The sequence below is a fragment of the Mycolicibacterium sp. XJ879 genome, assembly GCF_053483935.1.
The window spans coordinates 38,733-61,902 of sequence record NZ_JBEFTH010000001.1; the positions used below are offsets into that span (position 1 = coordinate 38,733).

Consider the following 23,170-nt stretch of genomic DNA (forward strand, 5'->3'; position numbering starts at 1 on the left):
ATGGGCACCAGAAGTTGGCAGGGCCCCGGTCAGACCTGCGAGGTCAGACCTGCGGTTGCCTGTGGATGTCGGATGGATGGCGGATTTTCTTCTCAGCCAGCTGCGCGGCGAACACGGCCATTTCATTCGCATCGCGGAAGCCGAAGATGTGAGCCACCATGTCGAACTCACGGCGACTCCATTTCCGCGTCGCGTGTCTGCGCGTGTTGCACTGCGCGGATTGAGTCCGTGACGACCTGTCGGGGGAAGTGAGCTCTGAACAGTGCGAGCGCCGCTCATGAGGATTCGGTTCCATCATGGCCTTTCCGCCGTTTTCATCGGGATTGCCCTTCCGGCCCACGACCGCAGGATGCTGTCTTCGTCGGCATTGAGCCTCGGAGCTGCCGCGCCGTCGGCGCCCGGCCGCCAACTCTCGTCGGCGAAGCACACCGGGTCGGCGATGAACGGCAGAGACGTCTCCGGTGACGTTCCCACGAGCCGCCGGGCGGCAAGGTGGGGGTGCTCGAGCACCTGCTCTTCGGTCAGCAGCGCGCATCCCGCCACACCCCACTCGGTGAAGCGACGTGTCCACTCCGCACCGGGGGCACTGGCGATGATGGCTGCTATCTCCTCGCGCAGCTCCCTGTCGCCGGGCCACTCGGTCTCGTCGATGTAGTCACGCGGCTTCCAATTGTCGGCGAGGTCTTCGCGGCCCAAGGCGTTCCAGAAGTTTCGCCACAATCGCTGCTCGGTGGCCATGATCTGGACGAATGCGCCGTCCTGGGCCCGATAGATGCTCTGCATCGGCGAGTGCGAACCCGTCAAGCCGGGAATCGGCTGTCCGGACAGCATCGGGTACAGGTTCAGCCGGTGCGCTTCAACGCCTGCGTCCCAACAAGATACGTCCAGCCATGCACCTTGACCGGTAGCTTTAGCGCGAAGCAATGCGGCCAATACTGCGGCTGCGCCGTTCAGCGCACCAAGCTCGACGCCGTACGAAACGTCGGTCGTCAACCGGTAGTCGCCCTCGTCACCCGTCACAGCCAAGCTGGCAGAGAGAAAGTCGATGTTCAGTCCATGAGCCGGTAGATGGGCAAGCGGCCCCTCTTGGCCGAATCCGGAGATCGAGCACACCACCAGTTCGGGCCGCCGCGCCCGAGCCTTTTCAAGATCGACACCCAAAGCCGTCAGCGCGCCAACCCGGTAGCCCTCGACCACGACGTCGGCGACATCGACGAGGCGATCCAACTTCACGAGATCCTCCTTTTCCCGGAGGTCGAACACGACGCTGCGTTTTCCCCTGTTGACTGCCTCAAACATGACCGAGCGCTCGTTGACGATGGGCGGAAACAACCGCATCGGGTCTCCGCGGGGCGGTTCGACCTTGACGACTTGCGCCCCGAGATCGCCAAGCTTCCTGGCCAACAGGGGGCCCGGCAACAGTTGCGCGAGTTCGAGAACCTTAATGCCCGCGAGGGGAAGGTTGATCTGGGTGTTATCCATGCGCGTCGACGACCGGGCTGACAGGATGACGGAGGCCCAAAATGCGTGCGGCATTTCCGCTGAGGACCGCCGCCTTATCGGAATCGCTGAGTGAAGAGGCGAGAATCTCGGCCGACAGTTCCGAGACGGCGGGTATTCCGCTGGTACCGGAATGAAGGTCGCTGCCGTACATCACCCGGTCGGCCCCGCACCGCGAAATCAGGTACTGCACCACGCCGAACCCATGCGCCAGTGCGGTATCGAACATCAACTGCGGCCGTCGTTCAGCGACATGGGGTGCGAACAGCGATTGCTCAAACGTGGAGAACGCATCCAAGACGACGATCGGGAGATCCGGGAAGTCGCCGGCGAGTACATCGATCTTCCACAGGGATTCTGACGAGGACTCGCCAATCGCGTGCAAGAACGGAACCAGCCCCAACTCGCCCATGCGACTGAGGTATTCGCGCACCCATCTGCTGTCGAGCGATACACCCTGCAGCCTGGTGTGGAAGCTGATGCCGTGCAGACCGAGTTCGTTCTTGCACCGATCGAGTTCCTCCAGCCCACGGGACCCGTGGAGGGGTTCGACGATGCCGACTGCGGCGGGAAACAGGTCCGGTCGACGCGCGCGAACCATCGCGATGTCGTCGTTGACCCTGCGGTTATCGGCGATTCCGTCTGGCCGGAGGTAGTCGTGGCTCGCGATGGCCACCGCCTGGGTCACACCCCTATTGGCGAGGGTGGCGCACCGAGCCGCCAGCTCCTTGTCCATGTCGATGGTATCGCCACGGCTCGACGTCACCGACGGCGAGCCGATGTGATTGTGGACGTCGATTACATGCGGCCGATGCTGCATAACAGAACACGGTGCCACGTCGAGCGCGTCATGACCTCCGTACAGCTCCGGATGGCCGGCGAGCTGCACCGTGGTAGGCATGGGCAGACGACCAGGCGTTGATGGACCTGAAATGAGGAGAAATGGCGACTTTTCCACTCGGTGTCACCTACGAGATCGACCCCCTGCCGCTGGTGAAGGATGACACACAGTTCGTTTCGGCAGGCGCGGTAACCATCGGGGTCGAGTTCCGCCAGGTCGATCTCGAAACCCTCACGACGGGGTTCGGCGAAGACATTGTGGCTGCGGAGAAACCGACGATTGACGCAGAAGGGGTCTCGCTGCACGTACTCGGCTCGCAGGACAACAAGGAGTACCTGCGCTTTGACTGCTTCGACGACGATCCGCACTACCACTACATCGAATGGGGTGTGCGCCAGACGATCGTGCCTTTTGACGAGGCGGCCAGCGGGGACATGCTCACATGGGCGCTGGCTGCGATCGAAAACCGCGTCGATGCGATGCTGCAGCTCGCCGGGGCGGACGAGCTCGCGAAGGCGGTCGACATGGATGAGATCCGCAAGGCCATGGCCGAGGTCACCCCGCTGGCACGGGAAGCGCAGCGGGCACAACGCAAATCATCGGCCTGATCCCGCTCTCCGTACCGGTACGGAGTTCAGTTGGTGCCCGGGTGGATACTTTACCGGCAATTGACGACGAAGTCAGAAGGGGGCTTTTGCCGGATGAGGACACGACAGGTAATTTCGGGCGACGACCGCACTGCGCGAGCGCACACCGGTGATGAGTCGAGCGCTGTTTCGGATCGTCTCCGCCGCAGCATCGATGCGTGGGCGAGATCGCTTCGCGTAGGAACCGTTGCGTTCGGGCTGGGCGTGGCCCTCACGACGGGCCATGGAATCGCTTCCGCTGAGCCGTCGGATACCGGGTTCGGATCGTCTGATAGTTCGAATGCGGTCGACAGCGCTGAATCAAAAGGCTCCGATTCGGGCACCGCGAGTTCTGATTCGACCGTCGACCGTCCGACCTCGCGGGTGTCCGCACAGCAGGTCGACACATCTCGCACTGATGAGGAAAGTTCCGATCCCCCAGTCGATCTGGGTGACGAGTCCGAAGACGCAGCCGAGGACGTCGTCTCCGACGATGACGCCGAGGGTGCGGTTGAGGACCCCTCTTCCGGTGATGATGCCGACGGTGCAGTTGCGGGCGGCGACTCCGACGATGATGCCGAAGAGTCCCAAACCGACGCCGTGACACCAGAACCCGCGCGACGAGCACCCGCCACGGTGGCGTCGCAGCAGGACGGCGATTTCGGCGACATCCCAGAAAGCCCCGCGGCGCCGGCACCGGTTTCCTTGGCGTGGTCGGAACTTGACGGGAAGGCGGCCGCCGCCCTGATGGACTCGCTGACCGACTTGTCTTCGCTGGCGACGCATGATGTCAGCGCCGCAGCGAGGCGCGGCCCCTCACTGCCTCTGATCGGCAATGCGATGCTCGCACCGATCAACGCCATGTTCGCCGTCGGTGGGCGCTGCGGATTGATCTGTAACGGCGCCGACGGCAACGCGGGAAATCCCAACGGTGTCGGCGGGGGTTGGTTGTTCGGCAACGGCGGCGACGGCTGGTCGAGCGTCGTGGACGGTGTTGCCGGCGGTAACGGCGGCGTGGGGGGCCTGCTGTTCGGTAACGGCGGTGTCGGCGGTTCCGGCGGCGCCGGCGCGGCCGGCGGTGCGGGCGGCAACGCCGGTCTGCTGGTCGGCAACGGCGGCGCTGGAGGCGCCGGTGGCGCCGGGAGGAACGGCGGCGTCGGTGTGACAGGGGTCAACGGTGGCCGCGGTATCGACGGGATGGACGGCGGAGATGGTGGCGCCGGTGGCAACGCTGCGCTGTTGTTCGGCCGGGCCGGCTACGGCGGTGACGGTGGTGCCGGCGGTGCGGGCGGTGCCGGCGCGCACGGTGTCGACGCGGTCGTCGACAGTGATGAGGATGGCGGAGCCGGCGGTGGTGGTGGTGTCGGCGGTGACGGTGGCGCGGGTGGCGCCGGTGGTAAGGCTTCATTGTTCGGGCGTGGCGGCGACGGCGGTGCTGGTGGCGCGGCCGGTCTCGGTGGTGCCGGTGGCTACGGCGGCACTGGCGGCGCGTACGTGATCACGCTGCCCGACGGGGACCTGGTCGACAGCAACGCCGTCGGCGGCGCGGGTGGTGTCGGTGGCGCGGCCGGACAGCCCGGCATCGGCGGAAGCGGCGGTGCCGGTGGCTTGTTCGGTCAGGCCGGCAGCGACGGCGCCGCGGGCGCAGGTGCGACGAGCGGTGTGGACGGCGGCCAAGGCGGAGCCGGTGGGCTCAGTGGCCGGCTGCCGTACCTGGATATGGATTCCGCCAGCCCGCAGCAACAGGAACTCGCCGAGATAATGAAAATCCTTGCCGCCCAATATCAGGCGCAGACGGGTATCCGGTTCCTGGACGCGAACGGACAGCCGATCGGCCCGTTCAACCCCTACCTGTACAACCCGGTGATCGGAACGGCGCTCTTTGACCTCGCCAACGCCATCGCGTCATCAAGCCTTCCGCCGAGGATCAAGGAGATCACCACCCTCTCAGTTGGCGGGCTGTGGGGCTCCGAATACGAGCTGTACGCGCACAAGCGCATTGCCGAGCTGATCGGCGTGCCCGCCGACACCATCGAATCATTGGCCAACGGGCAAGCGCCGGTGGGAATCTCCGGTGACGAGCTGATCGCCGCCCAGTTCGCACAGGAGCTGGTATCGAGCCATCGCGTCAGCGACGCCACCTACCAGGCCGCTTTGGCGGCGTTCGGGCAGGACGGCCTCGTCGATATGGTCAACCTGATAGGCACTTATCTCGCGGGCTCAGCGATGTTCAACGCTTTCCAGATCCAAGGGCCAGAGCAGTTCTCGGCGCCGGTACCGCCGGAAGCCCCGGCCCCCGTTCCCGGCAGCCACGACTACGGTCTGGGCGGCCGCCTGCCGCTGCTCGATCTGGATACCGCAACACCCGAGCAAACCGAACTCGCCGCGGTGATGAAAGAGCTCGCTGTCCAATATCAGGCGCAGACGGGTATCCAGTTCCTCACCGAGGACGGGCAACTCATCGGCCCGTTCAACAACTACCTGTACAACCCGGTGGTGGGCACGGCGCTCTTCAAGCTTGCCAACGCCGTCGCCGGATCAAGCCTGTCACCCAGAATCAGGGAGGTCGCAACGCTCGCGGTCGGGGGACAGTGGGGTGCGGAGTACGAGAACTATGCGCACCGGATCATGGCGAGCCTGATCGGCCTTCCCGACGAAGCCATCGACTCGTTGGCCAACGGGCAGTCACCCGTCGGTCTCGAGGGTGACGAACTGGTTGCCGCCCAGTTCGTCCAGGAACTGGTCTCGACGTATCAAGTCAGCGATGAGACCTACCATGCCGCTGAAGCGGCATTCGGACGAGAAGGTGTGGTCGACCTCGTCAACCTTGTGGGTGCCTACCTCGGCGCGTCAGCGATGTTCAACGCGTTCGCAGTACCCGCACCGACGACCGGGCCATAGCCACCTCGAGGATCACCGAGTGTGCCCGGGTCGGTTCCGGCATGGCCGGCCGACCCGGGCAACTCGCCTGAGCGGTCGGCCGGCCGCTGCCTCGCAAAGATGTGTTTGCCCTTCGTAATTCCGCTTTCCCAGTGCACGGCCCGCTCGAGGCGTCGGCGGACGGTGTCACACGGTGGTGTGCGACCCATTCCGTACGGGTACGGAGGTCCGCGGTGGCCCCGACGCCTACGTTGGCTGGCAACAGAATTTAAGCCAGAAAGGTGCGTGTGACGTGAGGACTGATTGGTTGGTGTCGGTCGATGACCACATCGTTGAGGCACCGGACGTGTGGACCAAGCGGCTACCCGCCAAGTTCCAAGACACCGCGCCCAGAGTGATTCGTATGCCCGACGGTCAGGATGTCTGGGCGTACGAGGATGCCCGCTGGGGTGTCGCCGGCGTTTCGGCGGTCATCGGTCGTGAAAAGGAGGACTGGAGTTTAGCGCCGGTCAATTACGACTCGGTGCATCCCTCATGCTACGACCCGACCGCCCGGATCGAAGCGATGAACATCGCGGGCATCTTGACGCAGACGAATTTCCCGACCTTCCCGCGCTTTTGCGGTCAAGCGTTCGCCGAGGCCAAGGACAAAGAACTCGCGCTGCTGTGCGTGCAGGCCTGGAACGACCACATCCTCGAGGATTGGTGCGGGCAGTACCCGGGCCGGTTCCTGCCATTGGCGTTGATCCCGATGTGGGATGCCCACCTGGCCGCCGCAGAAGCGCGTCGCGCGATCGAGAAGGGCGCCCGCGGCATCATCTTCTCGGAGAACGCCGCCACACTCGGGCTGCCCTCCATCCACAACAAGGACGGATACTGGGAGCCGCTGTTCGAGGTGGCCAATGAGACCGGGCTGCCGATCTGTATGCACATCGGGTCGTCGTCGAAGATACCGACCACGGCTGATGATGCACCGTCGATCATTCAGGTCGGCGGTGGTCCGGTCATCAACGCCATTCAGTGTCTGTGGGATTGGATGTTCAGCGGCCTGTTCTTCCAGTACGACAACCTCAAGATCGTGTTGTCCGAAGGACAGGTCGGCTGGATGCCTTACATGCTCGAGTGGATGGACCACGCCCTCGATCGGCAGCGTTGGGCTCGCGAGGGTGATTACACCGCCGATTACGCTTCCGGCAAGTACACCAAGCGGGAAATGAGCCGCAAGATCGTCGACCCGGATGTGGAGCCTTCGGAGCTGTTCCGCAAGCACGTTTTCGGCTGCATCATGGACGATCCGGTCGGCATCGCCAACATCGACCGGATCGGTATCGACAACGTCATGATGGAAACCGATTTTCCGCATTCCGACGGCTCCTGGCCGGACTCACTAAAGCTTTGCCACAGTCAGCTCGCTCCGCTGGGTGAGGAGGGGATGTACAAGGTGATGGTGGGCAATGCCGCGCGGGTGTTCCAGTTCACGCCCGCGGAGCCGCCCGTCCTGACTGCCAACTGACGACAGTGGTTGAGGCTCCGCACCCGTTGCCACCACTGGACGGCCTCAAAGTTGTCGAGCTGTCGACCGGTATCGCCGGGGCCTATTGCACCAAACTCCTTGTCGATGCCGGCGCGCAGGTCGTCAAGCTCGAGGACCCCACCGGTGATCCGCTGCGGCGATGGTCGGCATCGGGAAAGCCGGTCGCCGAAGGTACGGACGGTGCACTGTTTCAGTACCTGTCGGCGTCCAAGGCCAGCGTCGCGCTTGATCCCGCCGCGAACAGCGACATCGATCGGGCCCGTGACATCATCGACAGCGCGGATGCGGTGGTGTGGTCACCCGGTTCCGGGCTGGCCGCGCACCCGCTGCTGACACCCAAGCGACTGCATGACGAGGCACCGCACCTCATCGTCACCGCGATCACCCCGTTCGGATTGGCTGGTCCGTGGGCTGATCGGCCGGCTTCGGACTTGACCCTGCAAGCATGGTCCGGCGGGATCTGGGCAAGGGGACTGCCGGAGCGACCACCGGTCTACGTCGGTGGCCGACAGGATCAATGGGCGGCCGGAATCGTCAGCGGGGTCGCGACTCTCGTTGCCAGGTTCACCCAGCTGCGTGCGGGTCACGGCCAACTCGTCGACGTGTCCACCCTGGAAGCGTTGTGCCAGTGGTTGTTCGGCTATGCACCGGTTACGTGGTTCGATGTCACGGGAACGCCGTTGAAGGCCAAGCGCTCGGTGCACGTCCCCGGCGTCGAGGAGACAAGCGACGGTTACGTGGGCACGATGGTCGGCACCGGCCAACAATGGCTCGACTTCTGCGCCATGGTCGAACATCCGGAGTGGGCCGACGATCCTTCCCTGTCTCGAGTGGACAATCGGTCCGAGAACGGATCCGCGATCTCGTCGTTGATCACCAAGTGGACCTCGGCTCGCACGACCGCTGAGGTACGAGAGCTTGCCAGCGCATTCCTGATACCGAACGCACCCGTCGGAAATGGCGCGACGATCCCGAAATTCGACCACTTTGTGGCGCGGCAAGCCTTCGTCGAGAATCCCACCGGTCGGTTTCTTCAGCCCGCACCGCCCTACACGCTGCACGGTGTCCCCATGCGGGACTTCAAAACGTCGCCGGCTCTCGGCGGGTGCGGGGCACCTGAATTCGCCTCCGGCCGACACGGTGACAAGCCGGCCCCGAAGAAGGATGCGCCCGCCGAGCTCCCATTGTCAGGTATCCGTGTTCTCGATCTCACATCACTTTTCGCCGGTCCGTTTTTCACCCGGCTGCTGGGAATGTTCGGCGCGGAAGTCATCCATTTGGAGTCGGTCGGTCGGCCCGACCTGTACCGGATGTACTCGACGCGGCAAGTCGGGAAAGAACCGCAATGGCAGGAATGGGTACCGCATTTCGCCGCCATCAACACCAACAAGCTGGGACTCACCCTGGACCTTCGCGCCGGCCGGGGACGCGAGCTCTTTCTCGATCTGGTGGCGACATGTGACGTGGTGGTCGAAAACTTCAGCGCCAGGGTCATGGACAACCTCGGCCTGGGCTACCAGGAATTGCGTTCGCGGTGCCCAGATCTGATCATGGTGCGCATGCCGGGGTTCGGGCTGACCGGACCGTGGCGCGACGTCCCGGCGTTCGCGCCCATCATCGAGGACGCCTCGGGGATAACCTGGCTGACGGGTTATCCCGACGACAGACCACAGGAGGCACAGTCTGTCGGCGATCCCAATGCCGCGCTACATGCGTTGGCGGGCACGCTCATAGCATTGCTCCACCGCGACCGTACAGGCGACGGGACGCTGGTCGAGGCGCCGATGATCGGCGCCGCACTCAATATCGCCGCCGAGCAGGTCATTGAGTACAGCGCAACCGGACACCTGATGATGCGCGATGGCAACCGCGGCATTACCGCCGCACCCCAAGGGCTTTACCGGAGTGCGAGCATCGACGAATTCGATCGCCCGGACTGCTGGGTGGCGATCTCCGTGGAGACCGACCAACAGTGGTGCGCACTGCGTGGGGTCATCCCGGACGTCGACCGTGCCGGCGAGTTCAATGATGTGTCAGCCCGACGGGAGAATCATGATGCCATCGACGCGGCGATCAGCAGCTGGTGTGCGACGCGCAGCTCGGATGACATCGTCGAGCAGCTGTGGGGTGTGGGGGTACCCGTCGGCAAGGTAATCCCTCCGCACCGCCAGCCGGAGCTGGAGCAGCTTCAGGCGCGTGACTTCTTCGAGACCATTGACCACCCGGTCATCGGGCGAGCGCGGTATGACACCTTCCCGGCGCGCTTCTCTGCCGGTCCCACGCAGTACAACCGTACGTCCGCGCCAACGCTCGGCCAGCACAACGCGGAGATTCTTTCGGCCATTGGATGCGCGTTCGATGAGCTGCACGACCTCGAAGAGCAGGGCGTGATCGGCTCAGAGCCGAAAATGGGCTGAACACGCTGGGACCGAGGTCGTGGTGATCTCGAGGCTTTTGCCCACGCGAGGCTCCTCAACGATTTAGATCAGTAGAACTACGGATTGTCCGCAGGTTTGCCGCTCGTAAGCTGCTCCTGCAACTGGCGAGTGGAGGGCAGATCGGATGACCGCTGTGAACATTGCTGAAGCTAAGGATCATTTTGATCAAACCGCTGCTGGCTTCTCCGAGCGGGCGCTGAGCACGTATCGCGTGCTGCGTGATAAGTGTCCGATCACCCGCTCAGACAAGCTGGGCGGATTCTGGGTGGTCAGCAAGTACGACACGATCGTCAAGATCCTGCGCCAGCCCGAAGTGTTTGCATCGGGTGACGGTGTCGTACTGCCGCCGTTGGCGTTTCCCGGACGCGGAATTCCGACGGAATCGGACCCACCCGAGCACACCGACTACCGAAGCGTGTTCATGCCGTTCCTGACCCCCAAGGCGGTAGCCGGCTATGAACCTCTCGTCCGGGAGCGGGTCGGTGCGCTCATCGACTCCTTCATCGCTGACGGCAAGGCCGATTTCGTCACCCAGTTCGCGGCCCGACTACCCGGCCAGGTTGTCGCGGAGTTCTTCGGGTTCGACCTGCACGACGGAGAACGGTGCTATGCGTGGCTGGACACCATGATGGCTCCCCCCGACGGAGACCCTGCAACGGCTGCATCTGCCGGCCAGGAATTGTTCGGGTTCATCGTCGGCGTCCTGGAAACGGCCAGGGCGGAGCCGAAGAACACCCTCATCTCATCGATCGCCACCCATGTGACGAAAGCGGGCACTCGCTTTTCCGATGAGGAGTGTATTGGCCTGGTGTTCACCGCAATCGGTGGCGCACTGGAGACCACGGTTGCCGCCCTCACCGCGAGTGTGGTGTTCCTGGACCAGTATCCCGCCGCGCGCGCCCAACTCGTCGCTGACCCGGGTCTTGTCGGTCACGCCACGCAAGAGGTCCTGCGTATGTCCTCGCCAGCACATTGCCCGGCCCGCACGGTGCGGCGTGAGGTGGAACTGGACGGAGTCACGTTCAAACCCGGGGACCGCGTGCTGTTGCTTTTTGGTTCTGCCAACAACGACGAAGAACGATTCACAGATCCCGAAACGTTCCGGTTGGACCGCGGCAGAAACCCTCACATCACGTTTGGTCACGGCATCCACAGGTGCGTCGGCGCGCCTCTCGCCGAACTCGAAATTCGGGTGACGATAGAGGAAATCATCAAGCGGATGCCCGACATCCGAGTCCTGCACCAGTCCGGACCCACGATCCGCAATGGCGGAACGTTGAGCTACGAATCATTGGGTGTGGAATTCACGCCCGGCAGCACCACTGCGACAACGGCCTAACGTGTCGCGAACACTCTCAAGGAGGCAATCGTGAAAGTCTGGCGCATCGCAGAGGACAACTACTGGCAGGTGGCTCCCGCCGGCACCTCGTGGGCGGCCACGGTCGTCGCGGCCGGTGAAGCGCAGGGGATGAGGACCGCGATACACGCTCTGGGAGATCCCGCCGACGAAAACACTGCCGTCGTCGTCGTCATCCAGTTCCCGCCAAACTATGTCCTGGCGCGGCACAGCCACCAAAGCGACCGGCTGGAACTTGTCGTCGCCGGCTCGGTCGAGGTCGACGGCTATTGGCTGGGGCCCGGCGACATCTGGAGCTCTCGAGCGGGCGAGTTCTACGGACCGCACAAGATGGGGCCCGAGGGTTGCACCACGATGGAACTGGCCACCATCGCCGGGGCTCACCAGCTCACCTTCGACGTGGACGGCGCTGAGATCCCTGTCGACTTCAGTGATCCTGGCGCGCTGGCCGGGCTCGCCGGCTTTCTGAAATGACGGGTTGATTACGTCGGTCGGGCTGGGGCTCCAACGTCGACGATCAGAAACCGAACTGTGTTGCACGCCTGATGAGTTCGATACGCGACCGGATGCCGAGTTTACGGTAGGCGTTGCTGACATGTGACTCGACGGTGCGCTCGCTGATGAACAAGCGCTCGCCGATTTCGCGAGCAGAGGCTCCCTCGCATGCCAACGCCAGGACTTCCAGTTCGCGTTCGGTGAGCGGTTCGATGTAGGCGGGTTGCTCACTCGTCGCGGTTGGGGCGGCACCCTCGACATGTCGGCGGATGACGAGGGTTTTCGACGAATTCCACAGCTGCCGGTCGATTTGACGGAACTTCTCCGCAAGATCGACATCCACCGAATCGGATTCGCCGTGCGGGCATCTGGTCAGTACCGCAAGTGGCAGGCCGGCGACGATGATCGTTCGGACCGCGGGATCGCCGAGAAGTTCGGCAAGCGCTTCCAAAGTGTCGCGCTGAACGATCTTCAGATCGCAACACCTGGCCACCGTCGAGGTCACCCATCCAACACCTGCTGCATCGACCCGCGTCTGCACAACGCTGCACCGGTCGGTGATGTTCACTGGCCACTCCTTGACGCACGTGCAGGTTCGGCACGGTCCTCGGCTCTCGGGGTCAGGCGGGACACGATATCGTCTGTAACTCAACATAATTCGTCAGCCCCTCCGGCCCAGCCTCGCGACCGACACCGCTTTGCTTGAAACCGCCGAACGGTGCGGTGATGTCGCTGCCGGCGCCATTGATGCTCATCTGTCCCGTGCGGACACGGCGGGCGAGTTCTGCCCCGCGGTCGACGTTGGATGTCCACACGCCGCCGCCGAGCCCGTAGCGTGAATCGTTCGCGAGCCGCACGGCGTGGTCGTCGTTCTCGTAGGCCAGCACGGCAACGACAGGACCGAAGATCTCTTCCTGGGCGATCGTCATGCGGTTGTCGACATCGCAGAACACTGTGGGTTCGATGAACCAGCCTGACGGCTGAGAGCTCGGCCGTCCGCCGCCACAGGCGATCGTGGCGCCCTGCTCTACGCCGATACCGATGTAGCGCTCGACACGGTCCCGCTGCCGTTGCGACACAAGCGGTCCGATCTCGGTGACCGGATCGAGCGGATCACCGACCGTCATCCCGGATACCATCTCGCACAGCGCGTCGACCACCTCGGTGTAGCGCCCCTTGGGCGCAAGTATCCGGGTCTGATTCGTGCAGACCTGACCGCTGTTGAGGAACGACGCGAACCGCAAACCCTGGGCCACGGAGGCCATGTCGGCATCGTCGAGAATGATCGCCGCCGACTTACCACCCAGTTCCAGCGAGAACCTGCGGATGGCCCCACCGCAGATTGCGCCGATGCGCATTCCCGCAGCCGTCGATCCGGTGAACGTGACCTTGTCGACCCCTGGGTGACTCACGAGGTGCTCACCCGACTCCGCGCCCGCCGGAACGACGTTGAGCACACCTTCGGGGATTTCGGCTTCAGCGAAGATCTCGGCGAGCACAAGACCGTCCAACGCTGTCTCCGGGGACGGCTTGGCGACCACCGTACAGCCGCTGAGAAGTGCCGGCGCCAACTTCACCATGAACGCGCTGTGCGGCGTGTTCCACGGCACGATTGCAGCCACCACACCGACCGGAACCTGGCGGACAGTCGAGTTGCCTCGTCGTTGCTCGAACTCCCAACCGTCCGCCAATTGGAGGTAGTAGTCGAGGATCTGCTGGGGATAGCCCACCTGGAGCAGTCCCGCAATCGAGGACGGACAGCCCATTTCAGCGGTTATCAGCGCGGCGATGTCATCGGCGCGGGCCGCATAGATCTTTCGGGCACGCTCGAGAGTCGAGATCCGTTGTCGGGTAGACATTCGCGGCCACGGGCCTTCGTCAAACGCCTTCCGGGCCGCGGCGACCGCCCGGTCGATGTCGGCAGCCGATGCCGCCGGCGCCGTACCCAGGTGGCGCTCGGTCATGGGGGAAATCTGTTCGATGACACCGTCGACCATCGGTGCGGTCCAGCGTCCACCGATATACAGGGCATCGAACTGGGGAATCGTCGGTTCCATCGCGTGTCGTTCCACCTTCTTGCAGTGTGATCCGGTTTTTTCTGCCGCTGTCTTCAGCCGGCAGGGGTTATTCGTAGCGCAGCACCCCGCGGATGTTGCTGCCCGCCCGCATCGCCTCATATCCCTCGTTGACGCCTTCCAGCGGATAGACGTTGGTGACGAGGGCGTCCAGTTCGATCTGGCCCTGGCGGTAGAGGTCTATCAGCTTGGGGATGTCAGAGCGCGGATTACCGGAGCCGAAAACCGCCCCCACCACCTGCTTTTCCATCAGCGTCAGGTCGAGCAGGCTCAACGCCGCCGAATACTCCGTCGCGGGATGGATGTTGGTGACCACGACCCGACCCCGCTTCGCCGCCAACGCCAACGCCGAACCGAGAACCTGGCCGGAACCGACACCCATCGTCATGATCACCTTGTTGGCCATTCGGCCCCTGGTCAGTTCCTGGACGGCGGGTATCGCTTCGTCGATCGAGCTGAAGACATGCCCCGCACCGAACTTCATCGCCATGTCCCTCTTGTAGTCGACAGGGTCTATGGCGACGATGTTGTGTGCGCCCGCAAGTTTTGCCCCCTGCAGCGCGTTCGCCCCGATTCCGCCGACCCCGACCACCACGACGGTGTCACCCGGCATCACCTCGGCGGCGTAGACGGCCGATCCCCACCCGGTGACCACACCACAGCCCAGCAGGCATGCGAGTTCGAGCGGAACGTCGGGATCGATCTTGACGCAACTCGCCTCGTTCACCACGGTGTGGTGGGCAAAGGAGCCGAGAAGACACATGATCTTCAGATCCTCACCCCGGGCGTGGTGCCGGCTTGTCCCGTCGCTGACCTGCATGCCGTCTCCGAGCAGCGCACCGAGGTCGCACAGATTCTGGTGTCCGGTCGAACAACTCGGGCACCGCCCGCATGCCGGAATGAAGCTGAAGACGACGTGGTCGCCGGCTTCTATCCAGCTGACGCCTTCGCCGACCTGTTCGACCACACCTGCGCCTTCGTGACCGCCGACGATCGGCAATGCGAACGGGATATCGCCTGTCACGAGGTGTTCGTCGCTGTGGCATAACCCGCTGGCGGCGAGTTTGACCAGCACCTCTCCGCGCCCCGGCGGGTCGAGCTCGATTTCTTCGATGCTCCAGGGGGTGTTCGGCTGCCACAAGACAGCGGCTTTTGTTTTCATGCCGGTTTCATCCTTGTCGGGTTGGGTGCAGGCGCTGGCATACGCCGTTGTCTGCGGAGAACAATCACTCGCTCCCAAGCAGGCTGATGGCTTGCTCGGGACAGCCTTCGACGGCCATCTGCGCTACGTGGATGAGCTCAGGGGGAACCTCGTCAACGGCAGGCGACGCGTGCCCATCGGTCTCGCTGAGAACGAATAGTTCCGGCGCCACCATGTGGCAGAGCGTGTGGCCCTGGCAGCGCTTTGAATCGACACTGAGTTTCATGATCGAAGCAATCCTCTTCTAGGTGTGAACTCGTTTTCCCGGGGCGAAGCTCACCGGTACCGAGATCCACCCGTTGATATCGCCGCAGTCGGGGTACCGCTGTGCCGCGGTGTGGTCAACCGTGTAGTCGGGGAGGCGGCGCAGTACTTCGCCGACGACGATTTCCCAGACCGTTCGCGCCATATTGGATCCGAGGCACCGGTGTGCACCCAAGCCAAATGACGTATGGCGGTTGGGGAATCGGTCGAGTCGGATCTCGTCGGGATCGTCGAATACGTTGGGGTCGCGGTTCGCCGAACCCCATGAGAACCAGACCCGGTCATCGCGACCGAACCGTTGCGTTCCGAACTCGTGCTCCGATGTGATTGTGCGAGCCATCCCGGGGACTGGTGGGTAGACACGCAAGAACTCCTCGCACGCCAGCTTTGTCCTACTTGGATCATCGAGCAGAAATTGGCGATCCGCAGGGAAGCGGTCGAGGTGTACGAACGTGTGCCCGATGAGGCTGGTGGTGGTGTCGATCCCGCCGGCGGCGAGCAACTGCAGGTTGCCTGCCGCGACGTCGATTGGAACGAGCCTGCCGTCGATCCGAAGATTCGCAAGCGCCGAGATGAGGTCGTCCCTCGGATCTTCGCGCCGTTGCTTGACGACGTCGAGTAGATGACCATAGACGCCGATCAACATCTCCTGGATGTGGCTCATGTTCTCTTCGGTGTGCGGCAGATAGGCGCCCCGGTGGAACACGTCGGCAAGGGATTCCCATTCCGAGAGGGGCAGACCCAGGAGGCGGACCGTCAATTGCGCGGGCACGGGGCTGGCAAGTTGCTCGACTAGGTCACCGCGGCCCTCTTCGATGAAGTCGTCTATACATCGGGTGGTCAACTCCACTACCTCGTGTCGCATGGCGGCGATGGCTGATGGTGAGAAGTAGGGGGCCAAAGCCCTTCGTATCGTGCGGAAATCGGGTGGGTCCATCTCAAGAATTCCCGAAGGATTGGGGATGGGCGGTATCAGCACCCCTTGCTTGGGGCCCTCGCGGTCGTGCTGCGAGGAGTAGGTGATGTCGTCCCGGACGATCGTTGCGAGGTCGTCGTAGTTCGTGACGACCCAATATCCGCCATGTGCCTCGGTCCACGCGACGGGGCAACGCTGTCGGAGCTCGGACAGAATTCCATTCGGCTCGTTTGCGAATTCTGCGGAGTGATGGTCAAACGAGACGACGGGTTTAGCTGACACGGGTGCTCCTCCTGGTGCCGCAAGTCACTCGGGTGCGCGCATAGGACGCTTGCACCGATCAATGTCGTTGTGTCCGAGGTCATGCGGGAAAGTTGGTTTCGGCGCAGACGTCATGACGGTACTGAGATCTCTGCCGGGCACGCAACGGATTGGGTTTCGTGACGGTGGTGGCGTTAGGTACCACCTTCACCACCCGGGCCGAAGCCTGTGGAGCTCCGGGGTTGTCGCCGACGATCAGCGCGCGTTCAGGAATTCTCCTCGCCGACGAGGTCCGCCAGAAGGCTTCGACTTTGGGCGTCGACGGGTTGGAACACCACGATGGTGATCGGATTCTCTTCGCGCAGTACGAACTCCAGGACTTTCACGTGGACCACGCCGACACCTCGCAGTTCGATCGCGGCGATCTCACCGAAGAACGGCCGTACATTCAACGTGTTCCAGGCCTGGCGAAAGTCGGGGTTCGACACCTTCATCTGATCGATGAGCTGACGAAGCCGATCACTGTGCGGGTGCGATGCAGCAACGACCCGCAACTCCGCGATCGCGGACTCGGCGACTTCGGCCCAGCTGGACACTCGTTCGCGAAATGACGGATTCTCGAAGCACATTCGAACAAGGTTGCGCTGCCCCCCAGGAATGGACACGGGATCGCCGACCACCCTCGCGAGCGCTGAATTCCAGCGCACCATGTCGTACGCCTCAGTGACAGCGCATGCCGGGGCGGGCAGGAGATCAGCAAGAAAGCGTTCAACGGCGGGATCCAGGGCGGGGTGGCCGGTCGGCGGCGCGGTCATCGGCTTACCTGCTAGTTGACGCACGTACCGTGACGCATGCTCGTCGAGTTGCAGTGCCCGGCAGATCGCGTCGAGAACTTCGGCACTCACCTGGATGTCGCGTCCCTGCTCGAGCCATGTGTACCAAGTCGGGCTCACGGATGCCAGCTCGGCGACTTCTGATCGACGCAATCCCCGTACTCGGCGCCGTCGGGCACGCGGGATGCCGAAATCTTCGGGGCGGACTTGCTCTCGACGCGCCCGGAGGTATCTACCGAGCTCCGCGCGGTGTTCCGCCACTTCGCTGCGATGTGAGCGGGGATCCTTCGAGCCCACGTGTGCATCGTATGGCTCACCGGGCCACGCCGTCACCGCATTGCGGAACTGACTCTCGCGACCTGCGCACTGTCGATGTCGCACGGGAAACTACAGCGAATACGTCAGCGCCTGGTACTCCAGGTAGTCATCCAATGCCCATTTTCCGACCTCCCGGCCGATTCCGCTTTGTTTGAATCCGCCACGGGGTGCGCGGATACCGTCCATCGCGCCGTTGATCGCCACGGCGCCGCACCGTAGCCGGGGTGCCAGCTGCAAACCCTCCTGTGTTGTGCGGCAGGTGATGTTGGCCTGAAGGCCGAAGATACTGTCGTTGGCGATGCTGACCGCTTCGTCGATCGAATCGTAGGCAATCACCGTCAGGACCGGGCCGAAGATCTCCTCTTGAGCGATGGTCATGCTGTTGTCGGCATCGGCGAAGATCGTGGGTTCGTAGAAGTAACCGCGATCCAGGTGCGGCGGTCGTCGCCCGCCGGTGACCAGGCGTGCGCCTTGGTCGAGCCCACTGGCCACATAGGCTTCGACGGCCGCACGCCGTTCTTCTCGAATGAGCGGGCCGACGACGGTCATGGGATCGAGCGGATCACCGACCGGTTGACTGGAGACGATCGCCGCCATCCGCTCAACGAGACCGTCCGCGAGCGCACGGGGGACCAGCACGCGCGACAGCATCGAGCACGCCTGGCCGGCCCCGAAACATGCGTGCATGGCAGCGACCTGAGCCGCCGTGTCGAGATCGACGTCATCGAGAATGATGTTGGCGGATTTCCCGCCGAGTTCGAGAACCACCCGCTTGACCGTTTCGGCCGCCTTCGCTTGAATCGCTCGGCCGGCGGTCAGACCACCGGTGAAGCTGACCATGTCCACGTCCGGGCTGGTGACGAGTTCCTCGGCGGCTTCGATGCCCTCGCCGGTCACCACGTTGAACACGCCCGGCGGAAGGTCTGATTCATCGATGATCTCAGCGAGCTTGAGCAGCGACAGCGGGGTTTGTGGAGGTGCTTTCAGCACCATCGTGCATCCCGCCGTCAACGCCGGCGCGATCTTGCGGATCGCAATCATGATGGGAGCGTTCCAGGTCGGCAGCAGTGCGCAGACACCGACTGGTTGGCGCAGCACCTGCGTTTGCAGCAACCTGCCGCCGAACTCCAACGGCTGTTGCGCTTCTGCGAAGGCCTCTGACAGCACAAGATCGGCTGCATCGCGCAAAATCTGGATCGGCCCGGATTGGCTTGCGAGATACGCCGTGGCGCCGGTTTCTTCGACGAGGATCTGGGAGAGCTCGTCCTGGCGCTTTTCCATCAGCGACGCGATCTGATGGATGATGCGATAACGCTCACCAAGCGGAAGCCGCGGCCATGGACCGGTATCGAACGCGGTGCGAGCGGCCGCGATGGCTTGTCGCATGTCGGTGACATTCGCGTGCGGAGCGGGACCGAGCGGCTTTTCGGTCGCGGGGTTGACGGTGGCATATGTGGTCCCCGTGGCGGCGTCGGTCCATTCACCACCGATGTACATCCGCCAGGGCGCAGATTTGCCGGAACTCAACTCGTCTTCTCCTCTGGTGCGGTGTCGAGCCGGACAGCATTGCGTGAACTGAGCTGTTGGAGAGCCGTTGCTGCCATCCCTAGACCGCTCAACACATCGGCGGTGTGTTCGCCCAAGCGCGGCGCGAGTCGGTGCGGCGGCAGCGTGCAGTGCGACATCCGCAGGTACTGGTCCGGTTCCCGGATGTGTCCTTCCTCGGGGTGCGCGACGACCGCGACGCGACGCGTGCGAATATTCTCCGGATCGCGCATGAACGCGCGGTTGTTGAACGGCTTTGGCTGCGCGGCGGGAACCCGCTTTTTATCGAGCCGATCCTGCCAATAGGACGTCGGTTGACCGGCGAAAATATCCGCGAGCGCCATGCCGAGTTCGTAGTCGATAGCCCGGCATGACTGCACGGTTGTGCACTCCGCGAGCAAGTCACAGCCGGTGGCCGAGCTCAGCGCCATGATCTCCTCGGGGGTCTCCACCGAGATGCACACCCAGCCATCGGACGTCTCATAGAGCCGATCAAGTGCGCTGATCCCGTACTGGAGGGGATCGAGCTTTCCCGCTCCCAACACTGTTCCGTCAACCGTGCGCACCACGTGTGCCATATGGGTCATGGTGGCGTTGAGTTGCGGATTCTCGAAGTAGAGGCCGTCGCCAGTCCGAATCCGGTGCAGCAGCGACATCAGCATTGTGATGGCGCCGATGAGGCCGTTGCCCGGATCCGCGTTCCCCAGTGGGTATACCGGACCGTTGAATTGGCCGGCCACCTCGAATTCGGCACCGACGTAGCCCGACAGCATCGGTTCAAAACTCTGCCGACGGGCATAGGGTCCGTCAGATCCCCATCCCGCGGCGTATCCGTAGATAGCGTCGGGATTGAGTTCGCGGACTTGCTCGCAACCCACACCCATGCGTTCGGCGGCGCCGGGGCGCATGTTGTGGTGCACGACGTCGGCCCACGCAATCAGCTGCGCTCTTACGGTTCCCAGAGCCGGATCTTTCAGGTCCACCGCAATGGCCCGCTTGCCGGCCTGGCAATTGCGGAAAAGGCTTGGCAGACCGCGGAACGGGTCACCGTGGACCGGCTCGACCTTGATGACATCGGCCCCGAGGTCGGCCATATGACGAGAAGCGCACGGGCCGGCGTACATAGCACCCAGGTCAAGGATCTTCACCCCGTGCAGGGGAGCGCTGTCATCGGGCGCATCGGAGCCCAGCCAAGGCCGGGGGGAGTGCGGCGCGGCCCACTCTGCGAGCACCTCGGCGGTGTGCTGGCCGGGGCTGGGGGCGGGTGACAGTGCAACCTTGCGCTCGCCGAAGAACCGGGCCGGCGGGGCAACTTGTTCGATCGGACCGAGCACGGGATCGTCGATCGTGACGACCATGCCGTTGTGGCGTGTCTGTGGCTCGTCGAACACCTCGGTCGGGTGCAGAACCGGAATTCCGCACACATCGGCCTGCGCCATGGCTTCGACCCATTCCGCCCGCGGCTTGCTTGCGAAGATGTCATGGATGCTGCCGTGCAGGATCTCCTGCTCCCGGGCCGTGAGAGGGATACCCATGTCGAGACCGTTGACGTCGGACGGTATCTGTGCATCCAGCCCAAGCAGTTTCATCAGCCGGCCGAAAGCCCCCACGGCACCGGTGTGTACGCCGATGTACTCGTCGTCGCCGCAGCGGAAGCTTCCGGTGATCAGACGCCCGCTGCCGGCCGGCATGAACGAGTCCTCGGTGTGACTGGTGTTCTGGTGCCCGGTGTCTGTGTCACCCCACAACATCGCCAGGTACACGAGAGCGCCGTCATACAGGGACGTTTCGACGTGTCGGCCGACCCCATCGCGGGCGCGTGCGAACAGTGCCGCGAGTGCGCCGAGCGCCCCGAGGTAGCCGGCCCCGATCGAGGCGAACGGCAGACCCTCGTAAATGGGACCCTCTCGGTGACCCACCTGCTCGCCCATGGAGCCGATCAGCGCGTGTACGAGCGACTCCCTGGCCGCGACGTCACGGTAGGGACCATCCGGTCCGAAGCCGGTGATCGAGCACTGGACGAGTGCCGGGTGGCGCGCATGCAACGTCTCGTAGTCGAGGCCGCGAACGACGACCTCGGAAGGTGGCGAGGTGTCGATCAAGACGTCGGCGGCCCCGAGCAGCCGCTCCAGTTCGACGCTGGGCGTTCGCACATCCAGCTCGACGCTGCGTTTGGCGCGGTTGAACACCGCGTACTCGACACGTAGTTCATCGCGACGCCGAGCCCCACCGGGCGGCTCGACCCACACCACGTCGGCCCCGTAATCCGCGAGCACGCTCGACGCGCGCACTCCAGCGAGGCTGGTCGACAGGTCGAGAACTCTGAGCCCTTCAAGTGGTCGGAACATGCTCAGCCCGCGAGAGTCGGGGTACGAACTCCGTAGAGCTCGGCGGCGTTGGCCCACAGGATCTTGTGCTTGGCTTCCTCCGAGATTCCCGCCATGCCATCCGTGAGCGCCCACGCAACATCGGCGGCGTCGAGCGAAGTGGAGTGCGGGTAGTCGGTTTCGAACATGATCTTGTCCTCGCCCACCGTCTCGACGTGGAACGGATCGATCTTCTCGAACCAGTAGGTCGTGTACACCTGGCGCTTGAAGTAGAAGCTCGGCGGCTCGGTGAACTCCGGGCAGTCTTCGCGCACCCCGTACCGGTCGAAATGATAATCGGCTGACTCCAGGCAGAAGTTCACCCAGCCGACGCCTGTCTCGACCATGACGAACTTCAGGTTCGGGTACTTCGGCAGAATCCCCGTCAGCAGAAGGTCATTCAGTGAGCACGCGTTGTCCAAGAACGCCTCGGTGACGGTCCGTGCGCCCATTCGGCGGGGTCCTTCGGCGGCCAACCGGTCGGCGTTGACGTACTTCTCCATGATCCCCTCGTTGGCGCCGACGTGGAAACCCACCGACATGCCGGTGTCTTCGGCTGCCTTCCACAACGGCGCCCAGTACTTGTCGGCCAGCGGCGGCTTGCCATGCAGTTGTGGCATACCGGTCATGACGAGCCCGCGATGCCCGAGTTCGCTGCAGCGGTGCACTTCCTGGGCGGCCACCTCTGCGTCGAAATAGGCGACCAGTGCCACTGGGATCAGGCGGTCGCGGTCGGCAGATGCCCACTCCTCCACGAGCCAGTCGTTGTAGGCGCGGATGATCTGAATCTTGTACTCGGGGTCGTCGACCTGTTCGTGAAGGTCGCTGACGACCAGATTGAGGTTGGGGTACAGCACTGACGCCTGCACGCCCAGCTCGTCCATGACCTCCAGTCGGGCACGCGGATCGTACGACGACGGATGCAGATCCCGGTATCCCGCGCGCGTCAGGAATTGATCGCTGGGCGGCTGACGCTTACGTGCGCCCGTCTCGGGGTCCAGCTGCATATAGCTCGAAGCGGCAACCGAACCCATTCTCTTGTCGCCGACGACCCAATACTCGACCCCGTCGGAGGCTTCCACGTGAGGGATGAGGTCACCCCATTTCGATGCCATCCGATCGCTCCAGATGTTCGCCGTTTCGGTCACGTGGCTGTCGACGTCGAAGATGAGTTGTGAGTTCATGTTTTCCTCTCAAGATCGCTATCGCTGTGGATTAGCTGAATCAGGTTGTCGGGTTGTTGAACGGTTCCGCGGGGGCCGATGCCATCGGCCGCAGGCTGTGTAGCGCCTCGGCCACGTTGCCGGGCACGGCGACGGCGCTTCGTGACTTCTCGTCCACGACAACGAAAGCCGCGCTGCCGTGCGCTATGAGGGTGCGACCTTGCGCGGTCCACACGCCGGTCTTGAGCGCAAAGGAGCGTTGCGACAGTGATCCCAATGTGGCGCCGACGAAGACGGGTGCTCCTGGCGTCAGGGCTGCATCGAAGACCGCGGTGATTTCGCGCAGAACCGGCCGGATTGCCAGTGCGGAAAGCGATTCGAGGTCGGGCACTCCGAAAACTTCCGCGACGAGATCATTGGCGGCGTCGTGCAGCATGGCTGCCAACTCGATGCCCGGTACGACATCGCCTTCGCCCGCAGTCGACGCGCCACGTCTGCGCTTCCACGTGAAGTCCTCGACGGCCAGTGCGATCAGATCCTCCTGCTTTGTCACCACA

The 23,170-nt window shown here is 63.6% G+C and carries 19 protein-coding genes and 1 pseudogene; 6 read left to right on the forward strand and 14 right to left on the reverse strand.

Going from position 1 to position 23,170, the window contains the following annotated elements:
- Positions 1 to 43: 43 nt before the first annotated feature.
- The 3 genes from ABQF13_RS00180 to ABQF13_RS00190 are packed head-to-tail and all read right to left on the reverse strand — an operon-like array spanning position 44 to position 2,458.
- Positions 44 to 340, reverse strand: coding sequence for a hypothetical protein (locus ABQF13_RS00180; protein ID WP_448391396.1), 297 nt, complete (start codon positions 338 to 340; stop codon positions 44 to 46).
- Complete coding sequence (locus ABQF13_RS00185) at positions 295 to 1,482, reverse strand: CaiB/BaiF CoA transferase family protein (protein WP_448390644.1); 1,188 nt, start codon at positions 1,480 to 1,482, stop codon at positions 295 to 297. Before ABQF13_RS00185 ends, ABQF13_RS00180 begins: the two co-directional genes overlap by 46 nt.
- Entirely contained in the window at positions 1,475 to 2,458 is a 984-nt protein-coding gene (locus ABQF13_RS00190) for an amidohydrolase family protein (RefSeq protein WP_448390645.1), read from the reverse strand. Before ABQF13_RS00190 ends, ABQF13_RS00185 begins: the two co-directional genes overlap by 8 nt.
- Between ABQF13_RS00190 and ABQF13_RS00195 the strand changes: the two genes are divergently transcribed.
- The 6 genes from ABQF13_RS00195 to ABQF13_RS00220 all read left to right on the forward strand — a co-directional run bounded on the left by ABQF13_RS00195 (position 2,443) and on the right by ABQF13_RS00220 (position 11,650).
- Positions 2,443 to 2,949, forward strand: coding sequence for a DUF7700 domain-containing protein (locus ABQF13_RS00195; RefSeq protein ID WP_448390646.1), 507 nt, complete (start codon positions 2,443 to 2,445; stop codon positions 2,947 to 2,949). The genes ABQF13_RS00190 and ABQF13_RS00195 overlap by 16 nt on opposite strands.
- A 402-nt stretch (positions 2,950 to 3,351) precedes the next feature.
- The gene (locus ABQF13_RS00200; RefSeq protein WP_448390647.1) at positions 3,352 to 5,868 is read left to right on the forward strand and encodes a carboxymuconolactone decarboxylase family protein; all 2,517 of its coding nucleotides are present in this window, start codon (positions 3,352 to 3,354) and stop codon (positions 5,866 to 5,868) included.
- Between the two features lie 271 nt (positions 5,869 to 6,139).
- A complete protein-coding gene (locus ABQF13_RS00205) occupies positions 6,140 to 7,360 on the forward strand; it encodes an amidohydrolase family protein (RefSeq protein ID WP_448390648.1) in 1,221 nt (406 codons plus the stop codon).
- Between the two features lie 5 nt (positions 7,361 to 7,365).
- Positions 7,366 to 9,798, forward strand: a complete 2,433-nt coding sequence (locus ABQF13_RS00210; protein ID WP_448390649.1) for a CaiB/BaiF CoA transferase family protein — start codon at positions 7,366 to 7,368, stop codon at positions 9,796 to 9,798.
- Positions 9,799 to 9,943: 145 nt separating this feature from the next.
- A complete protein-coding gene (locus ABQF13_RS00215) occupies positions 9,944 to 11,158 on the forward strand; it encodes a cytochrome P450 (protein ID WP_448390650.1) in 1,215 nt (404 codons plus the stop codon).
- Between the two features lie 30 nt (positions 11,159 to 11,188).
- On the forward strand, positions 11,189 to 11,650 hold the full coding sequence (locus ABQF13_RS00220; protein WP_448390651.1) for a hypothetical protein: 462 nt from the start codon (positions 11,189 to 11,191) through the stop codon (positions 11,648 to 11,650).
- A gap of 43 nt (positions 11,651 to 11,693) precedes the next feature.
- Here the strand turns inward: ABQF13_RS00220 and ABQF13_RS00225 are convergent, their stop codons facing one another.
- The 11 genes and pseudogenes from ABQF13_RS00225 to ABQF13_RS00275 all read right to left on the reverse strand — a co-directional run bounded on the left by ABQF13_RS00225 (position 11,694) and on the right by ABQF13_RS00275 (position 23,166).
- Entirely contained in the window at positions 11,694 to 12,239 is a 546-nt protein-coding gene (locus tag ABQF13_RS00225; RefSeq protein ID WP_448390652.1) for a helix-turn-helix transcriptional regulator, read from the reverse strand.
- A gap of 52 nt (positions 12,240 to 12,291) precedes the next feature.
- Complete coding sequence (locus ABQF13_RS00230) at positions 12,292 to 13,716, reverse strand: aldehyde dehydrogenase (RefSeq protein ID WP_448391348.1); 1,425 nt, start codon at positions 13,714 to 13,716, stop codon at positions 12,292 to 12,294.
- Positions 13,717 to 13,795: 79 nt separating this feature from the next.
- Positions 13,796 to 14,908, reverse strand: coding sequence for an NDMA-dependent alcohol dehydrogenase (locus tag ABQF13_RS00235; protein WP_448390653.1), 1,113 nt, complete (start codon positions 14,906 to 14,908; stop codon positions 13,796 to 13,798).
- 64 nt (positions 14,909 to 14,972) lie between these two features.
- Positions 14,973 to 15,173 carry a ferredoxin gene (locus tag ABQF13_RS00240; protein ID WP_448390654.1) on the reverse strand — a complete coding sequence of 67 codons (201 nt, stop codon included), beginning with the start codon at positions 15,171 to 15,173 and terminating at the stop codon, positions 14,973 to 14,975.
- An 18-nt stretch (positions 15,174 to 15,191) separates the two neighbouring features.
- Positions 15,192 to 16,409, reverse strand: a complete 1,218-nt coding sequence (locus ABQF13_RS00245; RefSeq protein ID WP_448390655.1) for a cytochrome P450 — start codon at positions 16,407 to 16,409, stop codon at positions 15,192 to 15,194.
- 245 nt (positions 16,410 to 16,654) lie between these two features.
- Positions 16,655 to 17,203, reverse strand: coding sequence for an MmyB family transcriptional regulator (locus ABQF13_RS00250; RefSeq protein ID WP_448391349.1), 549 nt, complete (start codon positions 17,201 to 17,203; stop codon positions 16,655 to 16,657).
- Between the two features lie 48 nt (positions 17,204 to 17,251).
- Positions 17,252 to 17,602 (reverse strand): annotated as a pseudogene (locus tag ABQF13_RS00255) (helix-turn-helix domain-containing protein); the annotation flags it as partial.
- 6 nt (positions 17,603 to 17,608) lie between these two features.
- Positions 17,609 to 19,066, reverse strand: coding sequence for an aldehyde dehydrogenase family protein (locus ABQF13_RS00260; RefSeq protein ID WP_448390656.1), 1,458 nt, complete (start codon positions 19,064 to 19,066; stop codon positions 17,609 to 17,611).
- Entirely contained in the window at positions 19,063 to 21,432 is a 2,370-nt protein-coding gene (locus ABQF13_RS00265; protein WP_448390657.1) for a CaiB/BaiF CoA transferase family protein, read from the reverse strand. Before ABQF13_RS00265 ends, ABQF13_RS00260 begins: the two co-directional genes overlap by 4 nt.
- 2 nt (positions 21,433 to 21,434) lie before the next feature.
- Complete coding sequence (locus ABQF13_RS00270; RefSeq protein ID WP_448390658.1) at positions 21,435 to 22,634, reverse strand: amidohydrolase family protein; 1,200 nt, start codon at positions 22,632 to 22,634, stop codon at positions 21,435 to 21,437.
- Between the two features lie 40 nt (positions 22,635 to 22,674).
- Positions 22,675 to 23,166 carry an acyl-CoA thioesterase gene (locus ABQF13_RS00275; protein ID WP_448390659.1) on the reverse strand — a complete coding sequence of 164 codons (492 nt, stop codon included), beginning with the start codon at positions 23,164 to 23,166 and terminating at the stop codon, positions 22,675 to 22,677.
- Positions 23,167 to 23,170: the final 4 nt, after the last annotated feature.